The organism is Amycolatopsis sp. PSD-21 (assembly GCF_055561455.1).
On sequence record NZ_CM145712.1, the window covers coordinates 6253724 to 6272059 of the forward strand.

At 68.9% G+C, this 18336-nt stretch carries 14 protein-coding genes; 7 read left to right on the top strand and 7 right to left on the bottom strand.

Translation table 11 applies throughout. The features are described 5' to 3' along the window. The first annotated feature begins 93 nt into the window (after positions 1–93). Entirely contained in the window at positions 94–555 is a 462-nt protein-coding gene (locus ACZ1DY_RS29175; RefSeq protein WP_257485527.1) for a MarR family winged helix-turn-helix transcriptional regulator, read from the top strand. A gap of 78 nt (positions 556–633) precedes the next feature. Next, on the top strand, positions 634–1635 hold the full coding sequence (locus ACZ1DY_RS29180; RefSeq protein ID WP_465481554.1) for an RNA polymerase subunit sigma-70: 1002 nt from the start codon (positions 634–636) through the stop codon (positions 1633–1635). A 4-nt stretch (positions 1636–1639) separates the two neighbouring features. Here the strand turns inward: ACZ1DY_RS29180 and ACZ1DY_RS29185 are convergent, their stop codons facing one another. Next, entirely contained in the window at positions 1640–2224 is a 585-nt protein-coding gene (locus tag ACZ1DY_RS29185) for a dihydrofolate reductase family protein (protein ID WP_465481555.1), read from the bottom strand. Positions 2225–2349: 125 nt separating this feature from the next. On the opposite strand from ACZ1DY_RS29185, the gene ACZ1DY_RS29190 reads away from it, so the two are divergent. From ACZ1DY_RS29190 to ACZ1DY_RS29200, 3 genes are all read left to right on the top strand, one after another. Next, a complete protein-coding gene (locus ACZ1DY_RS29190) occupies positions 2350–3390 on the top strand; it encodes a magnesium and cobalt transport protein CorA (protein ID WP_465481556.1) in 1041 nt (346 codons plus the stop codon). Positions 3391–3421: 31 nt separating this feature from the next. Next, entirely contained in the window at positions 3422–3547 is a 126-nt protein-coding gene (locus ACZ1DY_RS29195) for a hypothetical protein (RefSeq protein WP_465481557.1), read from the top strand. 100 nt (positions 3548–3647) lie between these two features. Next, positions 3648–4064: a VOC family protein gene (locus ACZ1DY_RS29200; RefSeq protein ID WP_465481558.1), complete on the top strand. Its 417-nt coding sequence runs from the start codon at positions 3648–3650 to the stop codon at positions 4062–4064. A gap of 101 nt (positions 4065–4165) precedes the next feature. Here the strand turns inward: ACZ1DY_RS29200 and ACZ1DY_RS29205 are convergent, their stop codons facing one another. The 3 genes from ACZ1DY_RS29205 to ACZ1DY_RS29215 form a co-directional block, all read right to left on the bottom strand. Beyond that, positions 4166–5239, bottom strand: a complete 1074-nt coding sequence (locus tag ACZ1DY_RS29205; protein WP_257485522.1) for a family 43 glycosylhydrolase — start codon at positions 5237–5239, stop codon at positions 4166–4168. Positions 5240–5946: 707 nt separating this feature from the next. Continuing rightward, complete coding sequence (locus tag ACZ1DY_RS29210; protein WP_465481559.1) at positions 5947–6882, bottom strand: glycoside hydrolase family 6 protein; 936 nt, start codon at positions 6880–6882, stop codon at positions 5947–5949. Between the two features lie 28 nt (positions 6883–6910). After that, complete coding sequence (locus tag ACZ1DY_RS29215) at positions 6911–9478, bottom strand: glycoside hydrolase family 9 protein (RefSeq protein ID WP_465481560.1); 2568 nt, start codon at positions 9476–9478, stop codon at positions 6911–6913. Between the two features lie 215 nt (positions 9479–9693). Here ACZ1DY_RS29215 and ACZ1DY_RS29220 point away from each other — a divergent pair, with 215 nt between their 5' ends. After that, positions 9694–10722, top strand: a complete 1029-nt coding sequence (locus ACZ1DY_RS29220; RefSeq protein ID WP_465481561.1) for a lytic polysaccharide monooxygenase auxiliary activity family 9 protein — start codon at positions 9694–9696, stop codon at positions 10720–10722. Between the two features lie 28 nt (positions 10723–10750). Here ACZ1DY_RS29220 and ACZ1DY_RS29225 read toward each other — a convergent pair whose 3' ends face one another. Next, the gene (locus ACZ1DY_RS29225; protein ID WP_465481562.1) at positions 10751–11296 is read right to left on the bottom strand and encodes a hypothetical protein; all 546 of its coding nucleotides are present in this window, start codon (positions 11294–11296) and stop codon (positions 10751–10753) included. A gap of 211 nt (positions 11297–11507) precedes the next feature. Here ACZ1DY_RS29225 and ACZ1DY_RS29230 point away from each other — a divergent pair, with 211 nt between their 5' ends. Then, positions 11508–14447: a glycoside hydrolase family 48 protein gene (locus ACZ1DY_RS29230; protein WP_465481563.1), complete on the top strand. Its 2940-nt coding sequence runs from the start codon at positions 11508–11510 to the stop codon at positions 14445–14447. Positions 14448–14897: 450 nt separating this feature from the next. Here ACZ1DY_RS29230 and ACZ1DY_RS29235 read toward each other — a convergent pair whose 3' ends face one another. Both ACZ1DY_RS29235 and ACZ1DY_RS29240 read right to left on the bottom strand, forming a co-directional pair. Continuing rightward, the gene (locus ACZ1DY_RS29235; RefSeq protein WP_465481564.1) at positions 14898–17192 is read right to left on the bottom strand and encodes a beta-xylosidase/alpha-l-arabinosidase; all 2295 of its coding nucleotides are present in this window, start codon (positions 17190–17192) and stop codon (positions 14898–14900) included. Next, a complete protein-coding gene (locus ACZ1DY_RS29240) occupies positions 17189–18223 on the bottom strand; it encodes a LacI family DNA-binding transcriptional regulator (protein ID WP_360083845.1) in 1035 nt (344 codons plus the stop codon). Before ACZ1DY_RS29240 ends, ACZ1DY_RS29235 begins: the two co-directional genes overlap by 4 nt. Positions 18224–18336 lie beyond the last annotated feature (113 nt).

The window sequence follows — 18336 nt, forward strand, 5'->3', positions numbered from 1 at the left end:
GGGTGCCTTCCTTCGTGCGAGAACTTTGAGTTGATGTATCAACTGGTACTCGCCGACGAGTTGATTTGTCAACTCGTGGGGTAGGGTGACACCATGAAGCAGCAGGAGTTGACGGAACACGAACTCCGCGCGTGGCGGGTGTCCTTCCAGATGCTGGAGCTGCTGCGGACGCGTATCGAGCAGCAGCTCCAGGCCAGCAGCGGCCTGTCCAACGCCGACTACACCGTGCTCGCCCTGCTGTCCGAGGCGCCGGACGGGCGGATGCGCGTCTACGAGCTCGGCCGGGCGGCCTCCTGGGAAAAGAGCCGCATGCATCACCAGCTCACCCGGATGGGCAAGCGGGGCCTGGTCACGCGGGAACGCTGCGGCTCGCGCGGCATGGAGGCGGTGATCACGGCGAACGGCCTCACCGCGCTCAAGCAGGCCGCGCCCGGCCACGCCCAGGAGGTCCGGCGCCTTGTGGTCGACCGCCTCACTCCTGAAGAACTCGACCAGTTCGCCGGTATCGCCACCACGATCCTCGAGCACCTGCAGGAGGACCAGCCACCCGCGTAGCGGCTTCACCGATCAGAAATCCTCCGCCACGTCGTCGGTTCTGGTGGCCCCCTCGCACCGGTGGAAGGATCGACGACCATGACCGACGCCAGCCCGCACGGCACCGACGAAGCCACGTTCATCGCGGTGGCCCGCTCAGGCGATACGGCACGGTTCGCGCTCATCACGGAGCGCCACCGGCGCGAGCTGCAGGTGCACTGCTACCGGATGCTCGCGAACTACGACGACGCCCAGGACATGACGCAGGAGACGTTCCTGCGGGCGTGGCACAAGCGGGAGTCGTTCAAGGGCCACGCCGCGCTGCGGACCTGGCTGTACCGGATCGCGACGAACGTCTGCCTCGACTTCCTGGAGAAGCGCGACGATCGGACCCCCGTCCCGGCCGGGCTGGCGGACTCCGAGCCGGGCTACCTGCAGCCGTTCCCCGACCGGATGCTCCCCGAGGACCCGCAGGAATCGGTGGTGGCGCGGGAGACGATCGAGCTGGCGTTCATCGTCGCCGTCCAGCGGCTGCCGCCGCGGCAGCGGGCGGTGTTCGTGCTGCGCGACGTCCTCGGCTGGCCGGCACCGAAGGCCGCCGACGCCCTGGAGCTGACCGTCGCCTCGGTGACCAGCGCTCTGCAACGGGCACGCGTGACGATGCGCGAGCAGCTGCCCGGCCGCCGTCTCGACTGGCGGAGCCCCGCCACCCACGAACTGTCGAACGACGAGCGCGGCGTGGTGAAGTCGTACATCGACGCCCACGAGCGCAACGACCTCGACGGCCTGATCTCCCTGCTGCGCGACGATCTGCGCTTCGCGATGCTGCCCGATCCGGGCACCGTGACCAGGACGGCCGGGGAAGCGGTGGACGGCTGGATCTCCGGCGGGCTCTTCCAGCGCGGCCACGACGACTGGCGCGGTCTCCCCACGACGGTCAACCGCATGCCGGCCGCCGCGCTGTACCTCCGCACCCCCGGCGGCCCGGACCACCGGCTGTTCGCCATCGCGGCCCTGCGCGTCGTCGACGGGAAGCTCGCCGAACTCACCGGATTCGACGCCACCGGCAAACCATGGCTGGACCTTCCCCCGGCACTGTGATCGCTCAGCGCCTCGTCTCGTAGCGGGTCAGCACCACGCCGCCGGGGAACGTCCGCGTCTCCACGAGGTTCAGCTTCACCCAGCTGTCCAGCGCGGTGAAGAACGGCGTACCCCCGCCCACCAGAACCGGCAAGGTGACCAGCAGGTACTCGTCGATCAGCCCGGCCCGCATGGCGGCCCCGGCGAGCGTCGCGCCGCCGATGTCCATCGGGCCGCCGTCCTCGGCCTTGAGCCGGGTGATCTCGGTAACCGCGTCGCCGGTGACCAGGCGGGTGTTCCAGGCGACCGTGCCGGTCGTCGAGGAGAACACCACCTTCGGCATGTCCCGCCAGCGGCGCGCGTACTCGATCTCCGCCGGCGTCGCGCCGGGCCGCTGATCCGCGGTCGGCCAATCGGCACTCATCACCGCCCACAACTTGCGCCCGTACAGCGCGAGACCCGTCGCGGCCACCCGGTCGGACCACCACTGGAACAACTCGCCACTCGACGACGAGTCCGGTCCGTCACCCCCGCTCCAGCCGAGGTCGTCACCGGGCGCGGCGATGTAGCCGTCCAGGGACACATTCATGCCGAAGGTCAGTTTTCGCATGGCGTCAGCCTCCCGTGAGTAGATCTCACCCATACAGACGGACGGGGCGGGAAAACCTGATCGGTGCCGGGCACGGACCACTAGACTTCCGCGGCGTTCCAGGTTGGACGGCTGAAGGAGCTCGGGTGGCGGTCGGTTCGGAGGGTGCCGGATCCGGGGCGCCCTCGCCGTCACCGGTGACGGATTGCGCGGTGTACGTCGACGGCGGCCGCTTGCCGGGCCTGCGCGATCACGCCGAAGCGCTGGCCGAGGTACGCCGCCGTGGCGACGGATTCGTCTGGGCCGGGCTCTACGAGCCGGACGCGGCGAGGATGCAGGGCGTCGCCGAGGTGTTCGGGCTGCACGAGCTGGCGGTCGAGGACGTCGTTCACGCCCACCAGCGCCCCAAACTGGAGCCCTACGGCGACACGTTGTTCATGGTGCTGAAGACCGTCCGGTTCGTCGAGCACGAGTCGCCGACCACGGCGAACGAGATCGTGGAGACCGGGGAGATCATGGTGTTCCTCGGCAAGGACTTCATCGTCACGGTGCGCCATGGGCAGCACTCCGCGCTCCGGAGAGTGCGCTCGGAACTGGAAGCCATCCCGGAACGCCTGGCCGCCGGGCCGTCCGCGGTCCTGCACGCGATCGCCGACCACGTCGTCGACGGCTACCTCGACGTGAGCGAGGCGTTCGAGAACGACATCGACGTGATGGAGGCGCTCGTGTTCGCCCCCGGCAGCCCGATCAGCGCCGAGCAGATGTACCTGGTGAAACGGGAGATCGTCGAACTACGGCGGGCGGTGATGCCGCTGGCCACCCCGCTGCGGAGGCTGGCCGAGGGCTCCACCCCGCTCATTTCCGATCAGGTCCGGACCTATTTCCGCGACGTCGACGACCACCTGACCACCGTCACCGAACGCGTCGCCGGGTTCGACGAACTGCTCACCACGCTCGTCGACGCGACACTGGCGAAACTGTCGTTGCAACAGAACAACGACATGCGCAAGATCACCTCGTGGGCGGCCATCATCGCCGTCCCGACCATGGGAGTCGGGATATACGGCATGAATTTCGACTTCATGCCCGAACTGCACTGGAAGTACGGCTATCCCGCCGTGATGGCGGTGATCCTGACCGCGTGCCTGGTCCTCTACCGGATCTTCAAAGGCAAGAAATGGCTTTGACGACCGAGCCTGCCGAGACCAGGAGACAGCGTTGCCGAAACTGAAGAAACCCACGTTCCGGCTCGTCGTGCTCCTCCTCGGCCGGCTCACGTTGGCCGTCGTGCAGATCTGGCTGAGAATGGGCGGCGCCTCCCTGAGCCGGCGGATGAGTGGATGACCCCGTCGACGAACCCACGCCCACGGCACACGCGACTGCTTCCGAAGACCGTCTTCACCCGAAGTTCCAGCCCCACCCTCATCCACGAAAGGCGCCGTCCATGACCGAGACGTCCACCCCCGGCAACCCGCCCGTGCCGCCCGGCAAGCTGTTGCTGGAGCTGGTGCCGGTGCCGGTCACCGACATCGAGCGGGCCAAGGCCTTCTACCAGGACCGGCTCGGATTCCGCCTCGACGTCGACGTCAACCCGAAGCCCGGTGTCCGCATCGTCCAGCTCACCCCACCCGGTTCGGCCTGCTCGATCACGCTCGCCGAAGGTCTTCCCACCCTCGACATGCCTCCGGGAACACTGCGCGGTCTGCACCTGGTGGTCGCCGACATCGAAGCGGCCCGCGCCGAACTGGTCGAACGCGGCGTCGAGATCAGCGAGGTCGAGGACCTCGGTGGAGTGTTCTACGCGTACTTCGCCGACCCCGACGGCAATACCTGGTGCCTGCAGCACATGCCCTGGCGTTGACCCGCGGGGACGCTGCACAGCCGTCGTCCGACATGGTGAACGGCGCGTTCATGATCGAACGCGCCGTTCACGACGAACCGGTTATGGCGTGAAGCCCTTTCTCAGCTGAGGTAGAAGCCGCCGTCGTTGCGGAGGACCGTCGCCACGATCGGGAACCGCCGGGTGCCGTTCCACCAGTGGTAGACCGCGTGGTACTGGCCGTTCGCCGCCTGGAAGAAGTCCATCCCGCCCGGGCCGGGGTGGTTGCCGGGCAGGCCGCGGTAGGGGTTCAGGCCCCCGGTGCCGGTGTACCCGAAGTACGGCCGCTCGCTCCCGTTCTGCCGCGGCGTGCAACGGGTCGACGGCAGCGGGCCGGTGCCGCACCTGGCGATGCCGGTCGCGTATCGCGCGCTGTCCCAGTTGTTGCCGGAGTAGGCCAGGTACCAGTAACCGTCGGCGGATTTGAACATCGACGGGTTCTCGACCACGTGCGTGCCACCGCTCATCCGGATGGTCTCCCAGCCGATGTCGGTGCTCTTCAACGCGTCCCGGCGGGTGTCCCAGTCCGCCATGCCGTTGGAATGGGTGCGCACGATCGAGATGCCGGTCTCCGGGTACGAGGTGATCGCGTCGTCCCGGTAGGCGACATACATGGAGCTGCCCGAGACGAACGGGTTCGCGTCGATGGCCCAGCGGCCGCTGCCCGGGCAAGCCCACTCGACGGGGTTGGTGAACGGTCCCCGCGCACTGCCCGAGACGGCGCGGCCGAGGCATTTCTGGCCGCTTCCCCGCTTGGACGCGGTGTAGTACATGAAGTAGGTGTCGCCGAAGCGGACGACGCCGGGCGCCCAGACGTTGCCCTCCGCCCAGCTACCCGGCCCGTTGGGCAGTGCGTCGGCGGACGCGCAGGTACCCACACCGACCGTGTTGCCGGAGCCGTGCACGAGCACCGGCACGAACAGGTGGCCGGTCACGCCGCACCGGGCGCCGACACCGGCGCCGACCGAGGTGCCGTAGGTGACGTACGAGCCGTCCTTCGCCTGGACCGTGTCCGGGTCGGCGAGCGGGAACGTCGACTCGGCGGCCGCGGTCGAGACACCGTCGGCCGCACTGGCCGTGCCGACCCCCACGACGGCGGCCGCTGCGGTCGTCGCGAGCACGCCCGCCACGAGTAATCTGGTCGTCCACTTGCGCATACTGAATCCCTTACTAGGCAAGGAGAGTAGTGTCGATCACAAGGCGCACCCGGCCACCACGGTCGAGGCGGCAAGCCCTGCCGCTGCGATGCGGAGCACGATCCGCCGGGGAGACCGGCCGGCCTCCCCGGTTACTTGTGGACGGACAAGTACGCCAGTCGGAAAACTATGTGACCCCCGTCGCCGACGCGACAGAAAGCGCGGAAACTGCCGCTCGATACATCCGTACGGCCCATCCGGCGGAGCCGTTGGAGCTACCCCGGCAGTGCGCGGTGATCCGCTCCCACCGCCGAATGACCAGTGCTGGTCATCATGGCGTCAGGCGGCCACGATCCTGCAGGCCAGGGCGCCGAGCACGGCGTTGCGAGTGTTCCGCACAGGCAGCGGCAGCCGTTCCGGCACTGATCTCGTCATTTGGCTTTACGCGACCGAATTGCCGCCCCCAGCACGGCACCGACCGCGCCACCGATCAGGGGAAGCCCGATCGAAGGTAGCTCGTTGACCCAAAATGTCACTCCTGCCCCGCCAAGCACTATCAAGAATATGAAGGCAGCGCCCTTTTTAGACATTTCGTCCAATCCACCGGCCGGAGCAGCTCAGCCTGTCGTACTTGCCGAAGGGGTCATAGGTCGAGTCGCCGGAATTGTTACAGCGACAGGATACGGCGAGGCCGGCTGCGCTCTTTCCCGCCGATATGCCCGCTCAACTCAGGAAGTCGCGAGTTCGTAGGCGCGTTGCGGGACGAACTGGCCCGCCGACGCGATACAGCCGTCGGCCTCGCCGGGCGGCTTCACCCACAGGAACGCGTCGATCCGCCCGTCCCCGGTGTTCGTGGTGCTGGCCGTCCCGATCCGGCGGCCCGGCGGATCGCACCACTCGCTCCCCGCGGGCCCGTTGCCGTTGCGGCTGGTGTCCACGACCGCGCGCAGCCTGCCGTCGCCGACCCCGGCGAGCACCGCTCCCGCGAAGGCCACTTCGTCGGCGGTCCTGCGGTAGTTGGAAACGTTGGTGGAGATGCCATCCGCGGCGACGGAGATCTGGGCCGCCCGCAGCCGCGCGGCGGCTTCACCCGGCGACAGCCACGCGGAGTGCCCGATGTCGAAGTACACCTTGGCCGCCGCCGACCCGGCCTTCAGCCGTTTGCCCGCGTACGCCATGGACGCGCTGGTCTCGGCCTGCTGACCGGCGTTCTGGCAAGTGGTCATCAACGGCAGCACGTCCGGTTCGAGCACGATGGACGCGGGCCGCCCGGCGAGACCGGCCGCCACCTCGTCCACCCAGGCGCGGTAGGCGGCGTGCGACGGCGCGCCGCCGGAACTGGCGCCACCGCAGTCGCGGTTCGGGATGTTGTAGACCACCATGATCGGGATCTGGTTCGCGGCCGCCGCGGCGCCGACGAAGGCGTCGACCTGCGCGCGCACCGTGCCGGTGTTCGTCGTGGTGAACCAGCGCGCCTGCGCCACCTTCGCGATCCGGTCGCGGATGACCGCGGCCCGGCCGTCGTTCGGGTTCGCGGCCACCCACCGGGCGGCGTTGGTCTGCGGGTCGACGTAGAACCCGGACGGCGCGCCCTGCGCCGTCCCCGCGGTCAGGAGGACGACCGCGAGCGCGGCGAGCACCGTGGCTCCTGTCTTGAGCGTCATTCCTACCTCCGGAGAATCGTCGGGAAACTCAGGCGGACACGCATCGCCGTCCGTCGACCATGAACTCCGACGGCGACCGATGGGCGCCGGTGTTGTTCGCGTTGAAGCCGATGGACACCGACGCGCCAGGCGCGACCACGGCGTTCCACGACGCGTTGCCCGCCCGGACGGCCGAGCCGGACTGGCTCCACGCGGCGCTCCAGCCGTGCGTCAGCTTCTCCTCACCACCGAAGGCGAAGGTCAACCCCCAGCCGTCCCACGCGGTCGTGCCGGTGTTCTTCACGGTGAGCGCCGCGGACAGCCCGGTCTGCCAGGTCGACGCCGTGTACGTCACCTGGCAGCCCGCCGACGGCGGCGCGGCCGAGTGTTCCGCCACCCAGTTCGACAGCCACGCGAACGCCGAGTTCCAGTTGACCGTCACCTCGTTGAGCGAATAGGCCTCGATGTGGTCGACCCAGCACCGCTGAGGGGCACAGCCGGGCAGCAGCCGCTGCGCGACCGGGTCCTGCAACGCGCTGTTGGGCCCGCCCGACAGCGCACCGGGCGGCGCGGTCGGCAGCGACGGGTCCTTCTGGTTCGCCCAGTGCCGGTGGTGCACATTGCGCACCGGCCGATCGCCCCACCCGGAGACATAGGAGAAATCGACCGGGTTACGGCCCAGCAGATAGTCCATCGCGGCGAAGGCGCCGTTCCGGTACTTCGCCGCGCGCGTCAGGTCGTGGGCGAGGCCGAGCAGCATGCCGTTGTTGGCGACCAAGCCGTTCGATCCCCATTCGTACCCGCCGTCGCCGGTCCGGTACGGCGCCGGGTGCCCGGCGGACGCCATGTTCGCGAGGTGCGTGTCCGCGGTCGTGACGATCGCGGACCGGATGTTCTCGGTGGACACCCCGCGCGGGGCCAGCACCAGGGAGATGTCGCCGAGCGCGCCCGTGGCACCCCAGTCGAAACCGCGCGCGTCGAAGCTCTTTCCGCCGAACAGCGGGGAATCCGTCACATCCGCGCGGTACCGGCCGGTGGTCACGTACAGTTCGGCCGCGGCCCAGTAGAACTCGTCGGTCACCGTGGGATCGCTGTACGAACCACCGCCGACGCCGTCGTTCGGGTCGGCGATCATGCCGGGGTGCGCCTTCGCCGCCGCGTAGGCCTTCTCACCGGCGGCCAGCGCGCGGGCCGCGAACTCGGCGTCGTAAGGAGCCCACAGTCGCGACGCCTGCGCCGCCACCGCCGCGAGGTTCAGGGTCGCCGCGGTACTCGGCGCGGACAGCCTGCGCGGCTGGGCGTCCTGATGCGGCAAGGTCGGCAGGCCGGTCCACTGCTCGTCGTGGATCTTGTGGTGGGCCATACCGGACAACGGCCGCCCGTCGGGAATCTGCATGCTCATCAGGAACTCGAGCTCCCACCGCGCCTCGTCGAGCACGTCCGGCACTCCGTTCGACCGCTCGGGAATGGCGAGGGTGCCGTCGCCGAGCGCGGCTTCGTCACCGAGCAGCGCCGCCCGCTCGTAGCCGTTCTGCAACTGCCACGCGGCGATCCCACCGTTCACCACGTACTTGCCGTGGTCACCGGCGTCGTACCAGCCGCCGCGCACGTCGAGGGTGTATCCGCACTCCAGGCCCGCCCGGCAGGGGACGTCGTCGTCCCCTTGGTTCGGCACCACGTTCGCATGTCCGGCCGGTCGCGCGTAGTCCTCCCCCACATACCGCGCTTCGATCGGTGTGCCGCTGCGCTGGTGATAGAAGAACGCCAGCGAGTCGTGCCGCAGCCGGGTCATGACCGTCGGGGAGATGTCGAACGGGCGGCTCACGTCGTCGCCGACACTCAGCGTGTAGCCGCTGCCCTGCCGGTCGTAGGCCGAGAAGTCGATGGCGTGGACGTTCTCGTCCGACGCGGCGTCGTGGCCCTTCGGAGTGGTCTGGCCGGTGGCGACGGACGCGCCCGTGCCGTCCCGCAGCGTCCAGGTCAACGGCGTGGTCGAGCCGGTCGCGAGGCTCGCTTGTTTGGGCAGGCCGGGCACGTAGCCGACCTGGTTCACCCGCAGCGGCCCGGCGGGTTCCACGCCCGGTGGCGGCAGCACGCCACCGACGAGCGAAACGTTGTCGACGCAGACGGTGTTGTCGAACGACTGGCCGCCGAACCAGAACGCGAACTGGCCGTTGCCCGCGGCCGGGAAGTCCACTGTGGACTCGAAGGTCAGCGTGAAGGTCTGCTTGACGGGCGTCACGGTCACGTCGGTGCGCGCGATCTGCCGGTACGGATCGACGGCCTCGCCCGCGACCGCGGACAGCGGTTGCGCGACGGTCGCCCGCGCGTCGAACTTCAGCGTGTAGGACTGGCCGGCCTCGTACGGCACGCCGTTCTGGCCGGACAAGGCGTCGTACCCGTTGGCCGTGCCGCCGGTGACATCGACGCAGTACTCGCCGTCCGTCACCGAGCCACGGGTGTTCGCACCGGCCCACCAAGGGTCGGCACCACCCGCGGAGAAATCGCCGTTCACGATCCGCTCGTACTCCGCCGCCGAGGAAGATGCTTCCGGAGCGACGGCGACGGCCGCGAGGAGTACGGCGGGAAGCAGCACACGCCAATTGTCGATCACCACGTCGTGATCCTTTCGGAGGCCGAGTTTGGGAGCGCTCCCACAATTTAGCCCGATGGCCGCCCGACAGGGAAGACCATTCTCCGAAATCGCCGATACCGGACGTTTCTCACTCGTTCGGCCCTGTTCCCCCGGCGCCGGACCCACGCTAAGGTGCCGACACTGGGAGCGCTCCCAGTCTTTGTCGGAAAGAAGGCGCGATGACACACAGAAAGGCAATGACCGCGATACTGGCCGTCGTCACCACGATGGTGGCCTGTCTCGTGACCGCGACACTGAACGCTCCGACCGCGTCGGCACACGGCGCGCTGATGAAACCGGGCAGCAGGACTTTCTTCTGCTGGCAGGACGGACTGACACCACAGGGCAACATCGTTCCGAAGAACTCGGCGTGCAAGGCGGCCGTAGCGCAAAGCGGGGAGAACTCGCTCTACAACTGGTTCTCCGTACTCCGTTCGGACGGCGCCGGCCGCACCGAGGGATTCATCCCGGACGGGCAGCTCTGCTCGGGCGGGAATCCGAACTTCGCGGGTTACGACCGCACGGGGAACTGGCCGGTGACCCATTTGACGGCCGGCGCGTCGTTCGGCTTCTCCTACAACGCGTGGGCCGCCCACCCCGGCTGGTTCTACCTGTACGTGACCAAGGACGGGTACGACCCGAGCCGCGCACTGCGCTGGGACGACCTCGAGGAACAGCCCTTCCTCACGGTCGACCACCCGCAGGTGAGCGGCAACGTCGGCAGCGTCGACGGCCAGTACAAGTGGACCGGCAACTTCCCGTCGGCCAAATCGGGCAAGCACGTCGTCTACTCGGTCTGGAAGCGATCCGACAGCACCGAGACGTTCTACGGCTGCTCCGACGTCGTGTTCGACGGCGGCAACGGCGAGGTCACCGGGATCGGCGTCGTCGACGATCCCCCTGATCCCGGGCAGCCGCCCAACGGCGCGTGCACGGCGAAGTGGACGACGACCGGCAACTGGAACGGTGGGTACCAGGCGGAAGTGACCGTGACCAACCCGGGCACGACGGCGCTGTCCGGCTGGCGGGTCGGCTGGACCGTTCCGGCGGGACAGACGATCAACAGCGTCTGGAACGGCACCCTCACCCTGGACGGCACGCGGGCCACCGTGGGCAACGCGGACTGGAACGGGTCACTACCGGCGAGCACCACCCGTTCGTTCGGGTTGAGCGCGAACGCGACGGGGAGCATCGCCGCACCGGAGCTGACCTGTTCGAGCCCGTAGCACCCTGGGCACCAGTGAAGTGGCGGCTTCAGTGGTGCCCGTGTCCGTGCTCCGGGTTGGCGAACACGCACCCCGCCACGTCCGAAGGCACCTGATGCACCCGGGGATCGACGGTTCCGCACCGGAAGTAGTACAGCCCCAGCTCGCTCACCCCGAGAAATCCCGCGGAGACCGCGAAACCGTTGCCGAAGGCGAAGGTCGGCCCGTCGGCGATCTCGCCCGCCCTCATCGCCGCGTGCCAGGATTCCTGGAATCTCCGCTGCTCATCGCCGTCGAAGAGAAGGAGACCGACGACCGGGAATTCCGGTGACACCCGGCAGGTGGCCCATTCGGCCACATGCGGCTGAAAGCGCGCGGCGATATCCGGACCGGCGAACGTGCGCAGCTCTCCGATCTCCCGGCGGGAGACCGCGGCGCAATCCCCCGCGGTCTCGTCGATCCAGTCGACCAGATCGTCCATTGTGGTCAGTCGGGCGCCGAGCGCCCCGGCCCCGGCGGTGGCCGTCGGCGACGGCGCGGAACAGCAGGTGAGTATTCCGGCGGAGATCAACAATGTGGTGGCGAGTCGCCTCATGCTTTTCTGCTCTACTCCGAAAACGGCCGGATCACAACACTTCGCCGAAAGACGCCCTTACAAATCGGACGGTCCGCCGCTACTCTCATGAGAGCGCTCTCAGACTCATCCACTCCCGTTACCCCGGCTCAGGGCCATTGCCTGCCCACGTGGCCCTGGGCCGGTTCCACCTCTTGAGGGTGCCGGAAATCCGCTCGGACGAGGAGGACCTGTGAGATCACGACCATTGGCGCGCTCGACGAGAGCACGTCCCGTCACGGCGCTGGCCGCCACCGTTGCCCTCGCGGCGGCGGTCACCACCGGCGTCGCGCCGACGGCCACGGCGGCCGCGGTTTCCTGTACGACGACGTACAAGATCAGCAGCGAATGGGACAACGGTTTCGGCGCGACGGTCTCGATCCGCAACGAAGGCGGCGACGCCATCCCCGACTGGAACCTGACCTGGAGCTTCGCCGACGGCCAGCGGATCACCCAGCTGTGGAACGGCACGTTCACGCAGTCCGGCGGTACGGTGAGCGTCCGAGGCGCGGACTGGCAGCGCGGCATCGGCCCCGGCGCGTCCGTTCAATTCGGCTTCAACGCGGCGAAGACCGGCGCCGCGAACCGGGTGCCGGTCGACTTCAAGGTCAACGGCGTCAGCTGCGCCGGCCCGAACGCGGCACCGGCGGTGCGGCTCACGAAGCCGGAGAACAACGCGGCGTTCGCCGTGTCGTCACCGATCGAACTGGCGGCCTCCGCCGCCGACGGCGACGGTTCGGTGTCCTCGGTGGAGTTCTACGCGGGCACCACCCGGCTGGGCGCCGACACCACCGCACCATTCGAATACACCTGGACCGGCGCGACGGCGGGCGAGTATTCGGTCACCGCGCGGGCGATCGACAACCTCGGTGCGGCAACGGTTTCCGCGCCGGTCGCGGTGCGGGTGCTGGCCGCGCCGTCGGTCGTCGCCACCCCGTCGACGGTCCGCGTCAAGCAGGGCGGCTCGGCGGGAGTGGACGTGAAACTCGCGACCCGGCCGACGGGTCCGGTCACGCTGAACGTGGCACGCACGGCGGGCAGCGCCGACCTCACGGCCATGCCCGCGACACTCACGTTCGACCAGAACACTTGGAACACGGCGAAAACCGTGACGATCGCTTCCGCGGCGAACGGTGGCGCGCTCGCCACCGCCGCGTTCTCGATCACCGGGCCCGGCCTTACCGCGGCCACCCTCGACGTGGCGGAGATCGACGCCTCCGCCTCGGACTACCGGGCCGCCTTCCTCGAGCAGTACCACAAGATCAAGGACGCGGACAGCGGCTACTTCCGGAATTTCGACGGCCTGCTGGTGCCGTACCACTCGGTGGAGACGCTGCTGGTCGAGGCGCCGGACCACGGGCACCAGACCACGTCCGAGGCGTTCAGCTACTACCTGTGGCTGGAAGCCGCCTACGGACAGCTGGAGGGTGACTGGGCGCCGTTCAACCAGGCGTGGGCGTCGATGGAGAAGTTCATCATCCCGGCGCACGCGGATCAGCCGACCAACGACAAGTACAACGCCGCCGACCCGGCGACCTACGCACCGGAGCACCCGCGGATGGACCGGTATCCGGCGGTTCTGGACGGCGGCGTCCCGGTCGGCTCCGACCCGATCGCGGGCGAACTGCGCCAGGCCTACGGCACCTCGGACGTCTACGGTATGCACTGGCTGCTGGACGTCGACAGCACGTACGGTTTCGGCCGGTGCGGCGACGGCACCACCGCGCCCGCCTACATCAACACCTACCAGCGCGGGTCCAGCGAATCGGTGTGGGAGACCATCCCGCAGCCTTCCTGCGACACGTTCGCGCACGGCGGGCCGAACGGGTACCTCGACCTGTTCACCAAGGACGCGAGCTACGCCAAGCAGTGGAAGTACACGAACGCGCCCGACGCCGACGCGCGCGCCGTCCAGGTGGCGCACCTGGCCAACCAGTGGGCGACCGCGCAGGGCAAGGGCGCCCAGGTGGCCGATGTGGTGAAGAAGGCGTCGAAGATGGGCGACTATCTGCGATACGCCATGTTCGACAAGTACTTCAAGAAGATCGGCGACTGCGTCGGTCCCAGCACGTGTCCGGCGGGCAGCGGCAAGAACAGCTCGCACTACCTCATGTCGTGGTACTACGCGTGGGGTGGCGCCACCGACACGTCCGCGGGCTGGGCGTGGCGGATCGGTGACGGCGCGGCGCATCAGGGCTACCAGAACCCGCTCGCCGCGCACGCGCTCGCCAACGACCCGGCGCTGAAGCCGGTCTCGGCGACCGGCGCGACGGACTGGGCGGAAAGCCTCGACCGGCAACTGGAATTCCTGCAGTGGCTGCAGTCCGCCGACGGCGGCATCGCCGGCGGCGCGACGAACAGCTGGGACGGCCAGTACGCCACTCCCCCGGCGGGTTCGCCGACCTTCTACGGGATGTACTACGACCAGCAGCCCGTCTGGCACGATCCGCCGTCCAACCGGTGGTTCGGGTTCCAGGCGTGGGGCCTGGAGCGGGTCGCCGCGCTGTATCAGCTCACCGGGGACGAACGGGCGAAACGCATCCTCGACAAGTGGGTGCCGTGGGCCATCGCGAACACGACGGTCGGCTCCGGCGGCGACTTCCGGATCCCGTCCGACCTGGAGTGGACCGGCAAACCCGACACGTGGAACCCGGCCACGCCGGGAAGCAACGCGAATCTGCGGGTCCGGGTGCTCAACCACAGCCAGGACGTCGGCGTCGCGGCGTCGTACTCGAAGATCCTGCTGAACTACGCCGCCCGGTCCGGGAACGCGCAGGCACGGACGGTCGGCGAAGGCCTACTCGACGCGATGCTCGCGCACACCGACTCGATCGGTATCGCGGTCCCGGAAACACGTACGGACTACAACCGGTTCGACGACGAATACGACTCGTCCACCGGTGAAGGCGTGTACGTGCCGCCGGGCTGGACCGGGACCATGCCCAACGGCGATCCCATCGCCGCGGGCGCGGACTTCCTGTCCATCCGGTCGTTCTACCGGGACGACCCGCAGTGGCCGAAGGTGCAGTCCTATCTGGACGGTGGAGCGGCGCCGACGTTCACCTACCACCGGTTCTGGGCGCAGGCGGAGATCGCGACCGCCTTCTCCCTGCACGTGCAACTGTTCGGCTGAGTCCATACCCCAGGTCCCGCCGGCCGCCACCGGCGGGACCTGGCCTCCCCCGCAAGTCGAGAGGATGGCGATGAGGAGACCATGAACACGACCGCCTGCGCGCTCACGTAAGCGGATCACGGCGCTGATCGTCCACAAAGGACGTAACGGCCTCTTTTGTGTCCGGTTCGGGCACTTCGCGCGGGGGTCGTGAGTGGCAAAGAGGGTTAGAACCACCATCGCCACTCACGACCCCCGCGCGAAGTGCTCAAATCGGGCGCGGCAAGCCGATCCTGCGTCCTTTATGGACAGACGTAGCCGCCGCGTGGGGGTCTTTGCCACTCACGACCACCTGCACCGACACAGCCCAATCGTCCGCCCTGCGAAGTCCGTACATGTCGCGAAAGCCACTTTCGGGACATCAGACGTCCCGAAAGTGGCTTTCGCGACACACCACCTCGAACGCCACCCTCAAGCGAAGTCCGGAGCCAGCACCCGATCGAAGCCGACCTCCCGACGCGGACCGGTCAACGTGCAGCCGAGCGTCGCCACGATCCGCACGCTGGAGGTGCCCACCCGCAGTTCGACGTCCCCGGGCTCGACGAGCCGCGTGCCCGCTCGTCCGGTGTAGGAGGTCAGATCGGCGTGCAGCCCGATCTCGACCACCTCGGTCGCACCGGGAGCGACTTCGACCCGTTTCGCCGCGATCAGCTGCTGGACCGGCCTCGCGACCTCGGCCACCGGATCGTGCAGATAGATCTGGACGACCTCCGTCGTGGTGCGGTCGCCTGTGTTGCTCAGCGTCACCCGGACCCGGCAGCGTCCGTCCGTCGGCCACGCCGGGTCCGCCACGGAGACGTCGTCCCAGCTGAGGGCGCCGTAGGAAAGCCCGTGCCCGAACGGGAACAGCGGTGTCGGATCCACCGTACTGACCTCGCTGCGCTGCCCGAGCGGAGCGGTGAGATAGGTCGACGGCTGGGAGGCGTTCTCGCCGGGGAACCCGACCGGAAGCCTGCCGGAGGGGTTGATCCGTCCACTGAGAACGCCGGCGAGCGCCACCGCGCCCTCTTCACCGGGGTAGAAACCGCACACGATCGCCGCGAGCCTGCCGGCCTGCCGCGAAAGCTCGTACGGCCGTCCGGACAGGAGCACCAGTACCACCGGTGTCCCGGTCCCGAGCAGGGCTTCGAGAAGTTCTTCCTGCCGCCCCGGCAGTTTCAGGTCCGGCACGTCGCAGCCCTCGCCCGACGTGCCGCCGCCGAACAGGCCCGCCCGGTCACCGAGCACGGCGACACAGATTTCCGCGGCCTCGGCGGCGGCGACGGCTTCGGCGATGTCCGCGTCCTCGCCGCCGAGCACAGGGCAGCCGAGCGCATAGGTGACTTCGTGGTATTCGCCGAGCGCGTCGAGCACCGTCGGAACCGAAACCCCGAACGGCACCTCCGGATGGTGCACGCCGACGTGCATCGGGAACGAGTAGCAGCCGAGCATCGCGCCGGGGTCGTCCGCCCGCGGCCCGACGACGGCGACCTTGTGGCGGGGAGAGAGCGGGAGCACGCCGTCGTTCCGCAGCAGCACGATCGAGCGTTCGGCGATCTCCCTTGCCAGCGCACGGGATTCCGGGTCGTCGAGGTCGATCTCGTCCGGGACCTCCGGCACCCAGTCTTCGTCGAGCAACCCGAGTTCGCACTTCTGCCGCAGCACCCGTTCGAGGGCGCGGTCGACGACGGCGGTGTCGACCGCGCCCTCCTCCACCGCCGCGAGCAACGGCTCGCCGTAGCAGTCCACTGTGGGCAGTTCCACGTCGATCCCGGCGGCGAGCGCCTGCCCGGCGGCGTCGCCGCGATCGGCCGCGACACCGTGGAGTTTGTGCAGGAATGCCACGGAGAAGTAGTCCGCGACCACGGTCCCGGAGAACCCGTAGGTATCACGCAGCAGATCTGTCAGCAGCGCCTTGTCCGCGGCGGCGGGGACACCGTCGTTGTCGACGTAGGCGTTCATCACCGACCGGGCGCCCGCGCGCAACGCCATCTCGAACGGCGGCAGCAGGACGTCGGCCAGTTCCCTGGGGCCGACCGACACCGGCGCGAGGTTGCGGCCGGCACGGGAGGCCGAGTAGCCGGCGAAATGCTTGAGCGTCGCGATCACCCCGGCCGACTCCAGACCCGCGACGTAGGCGCCGCCGATCATGCCGACCAGATGCGGATCCTCGCCGATGGTCTCCTCGACGCGGCCCCAGCGCAGGTCACGTGCCACGTCGAGGACCGGCGCGAGTCCTTGGTGGACACCCAGTCGCCGCATGGTGCCGCCGATCCGCGCCCCCATGCGGTACACGAGATCCGGGTCGAAGCTCGCTCCCCAGCACAGCGGGGACGGATACACCGTCGCCTGCCAGGCGGCGAGGCCGGTGAGGGTCTCCTCGTGCACCAGCGCCGGGATGCCGAACCGGCCGTTGGCGACGATCTCCCGCTGCGAGCGGGCCAGGCTGTGCGCGCCCGTCACCGGATCGACGGGGCGGGTGCCGTACACCCTGGTCAGCTGGCCGATCCCGTGGCGTACCAGTTCGTCCCAGTCCAGTGCCACTTCGGCGAAGTCGTGCTGGTGCGGGGCCATCTCGCCGCCGGAGTCGATCCCGACCCAGACGCCGTAGAGCTGGGCGACCTTCTCCCGCAAGGTCATCCGGTCCATCAGCGCGCGGACGCGATCGGCGGGGTCCGCGGCGGTGTCGTGCCATGGCCGGGGCGACTCGCTGGGCTGGGTGGTCAAGGTCGTCCGCCCTTCGTCGTGGCTCCGAGGGCACGCGTCGAGCGGCGCACCACGAGACCCGTGGACAAGGTGATGTGGGTTTCCTTCTCGGGTTCCCCGCTGATCAGCGAGATCAGGAGGGTGATGGCGCGGTGACCCATTTCGCGGATCGGCTGGTCCACTGTGGTCAGTGGCGGGGTGCAGAGCGCCGATTCGGGGACATTGTCGAAACCGACCACCGACAAGTCGTCCGGGACGGACAGGCCGAGTTCCGCGGCGGCCCCGACGGTCGCGATCGCCGAGATGTCGTTGGCGGCGAACACCGCCGTCGGACGGTCCGCGCCGGTCAGCAGTTCGCGGGCGGACCGGGCGGAGATCTCCGGATCGTAGGCGCCGAGCCGGATCAGGTCCTCGTCGATCGGGACACCGGCGGCGGTGAGCGCCCGCAGGTACCCGGTCTTGCGCAGTTCGGCCGATTCGAGATCCGGCCGCCCGGCGAGGAAACCGATCCGGCGGTGGCCGAGCTCCAGCAGATGCTCGGTCGCCAGCTGGGCGCCGCGGAGGTTGTCGGAATCGATCGTGGGCACCGTCGAGGGGCCGGTGTGCGGGTCGACCGCGACCACCGGCGTCCCCGGGACGGCTTCCAGCGAAGCCACCGGCGTCACCAGCACCGCGCCGTCGACCAGCGTTCCGGAAAGCCTTGACAGGTAACGCTTCTCCCAGCCCGACGGGTCACCGGTCCGGCCGCCGGCGGAGTAGACGACGAGTTCGTAGCCGGTGCCGCGGATGGCGTCGGCGGCGCCCTTGAGCAATTCGGTGGAGAACGGTTCGAGGTCGGCGACCAGGATCCCGATCACGTTCGTCTTGTGGTTGCGCAGGCTCTGGGCGACCAGGCTCGCCTCGTAGCCGAGTTCGTCGATCACCGCGCGGACCTTGGCCAGGGTCGCGGCGGCGACGCCGTAGCGGTCGTTGATCACCTTGGACACCGTGGCCACGGAGACGCCGGCGCGGGCGGCGACGTCACGGATAGTGACCCTCGAACTGGGCTGCATACGGTCAGCCTAGCGATGTAAAACGTTATCGACAACGATTGACATCGGAAATCCGGGCGCGCAAACTCATCGCCAGTCCGGGCGCAGTCACGCCCTGTCCTACTCGGCCGAAG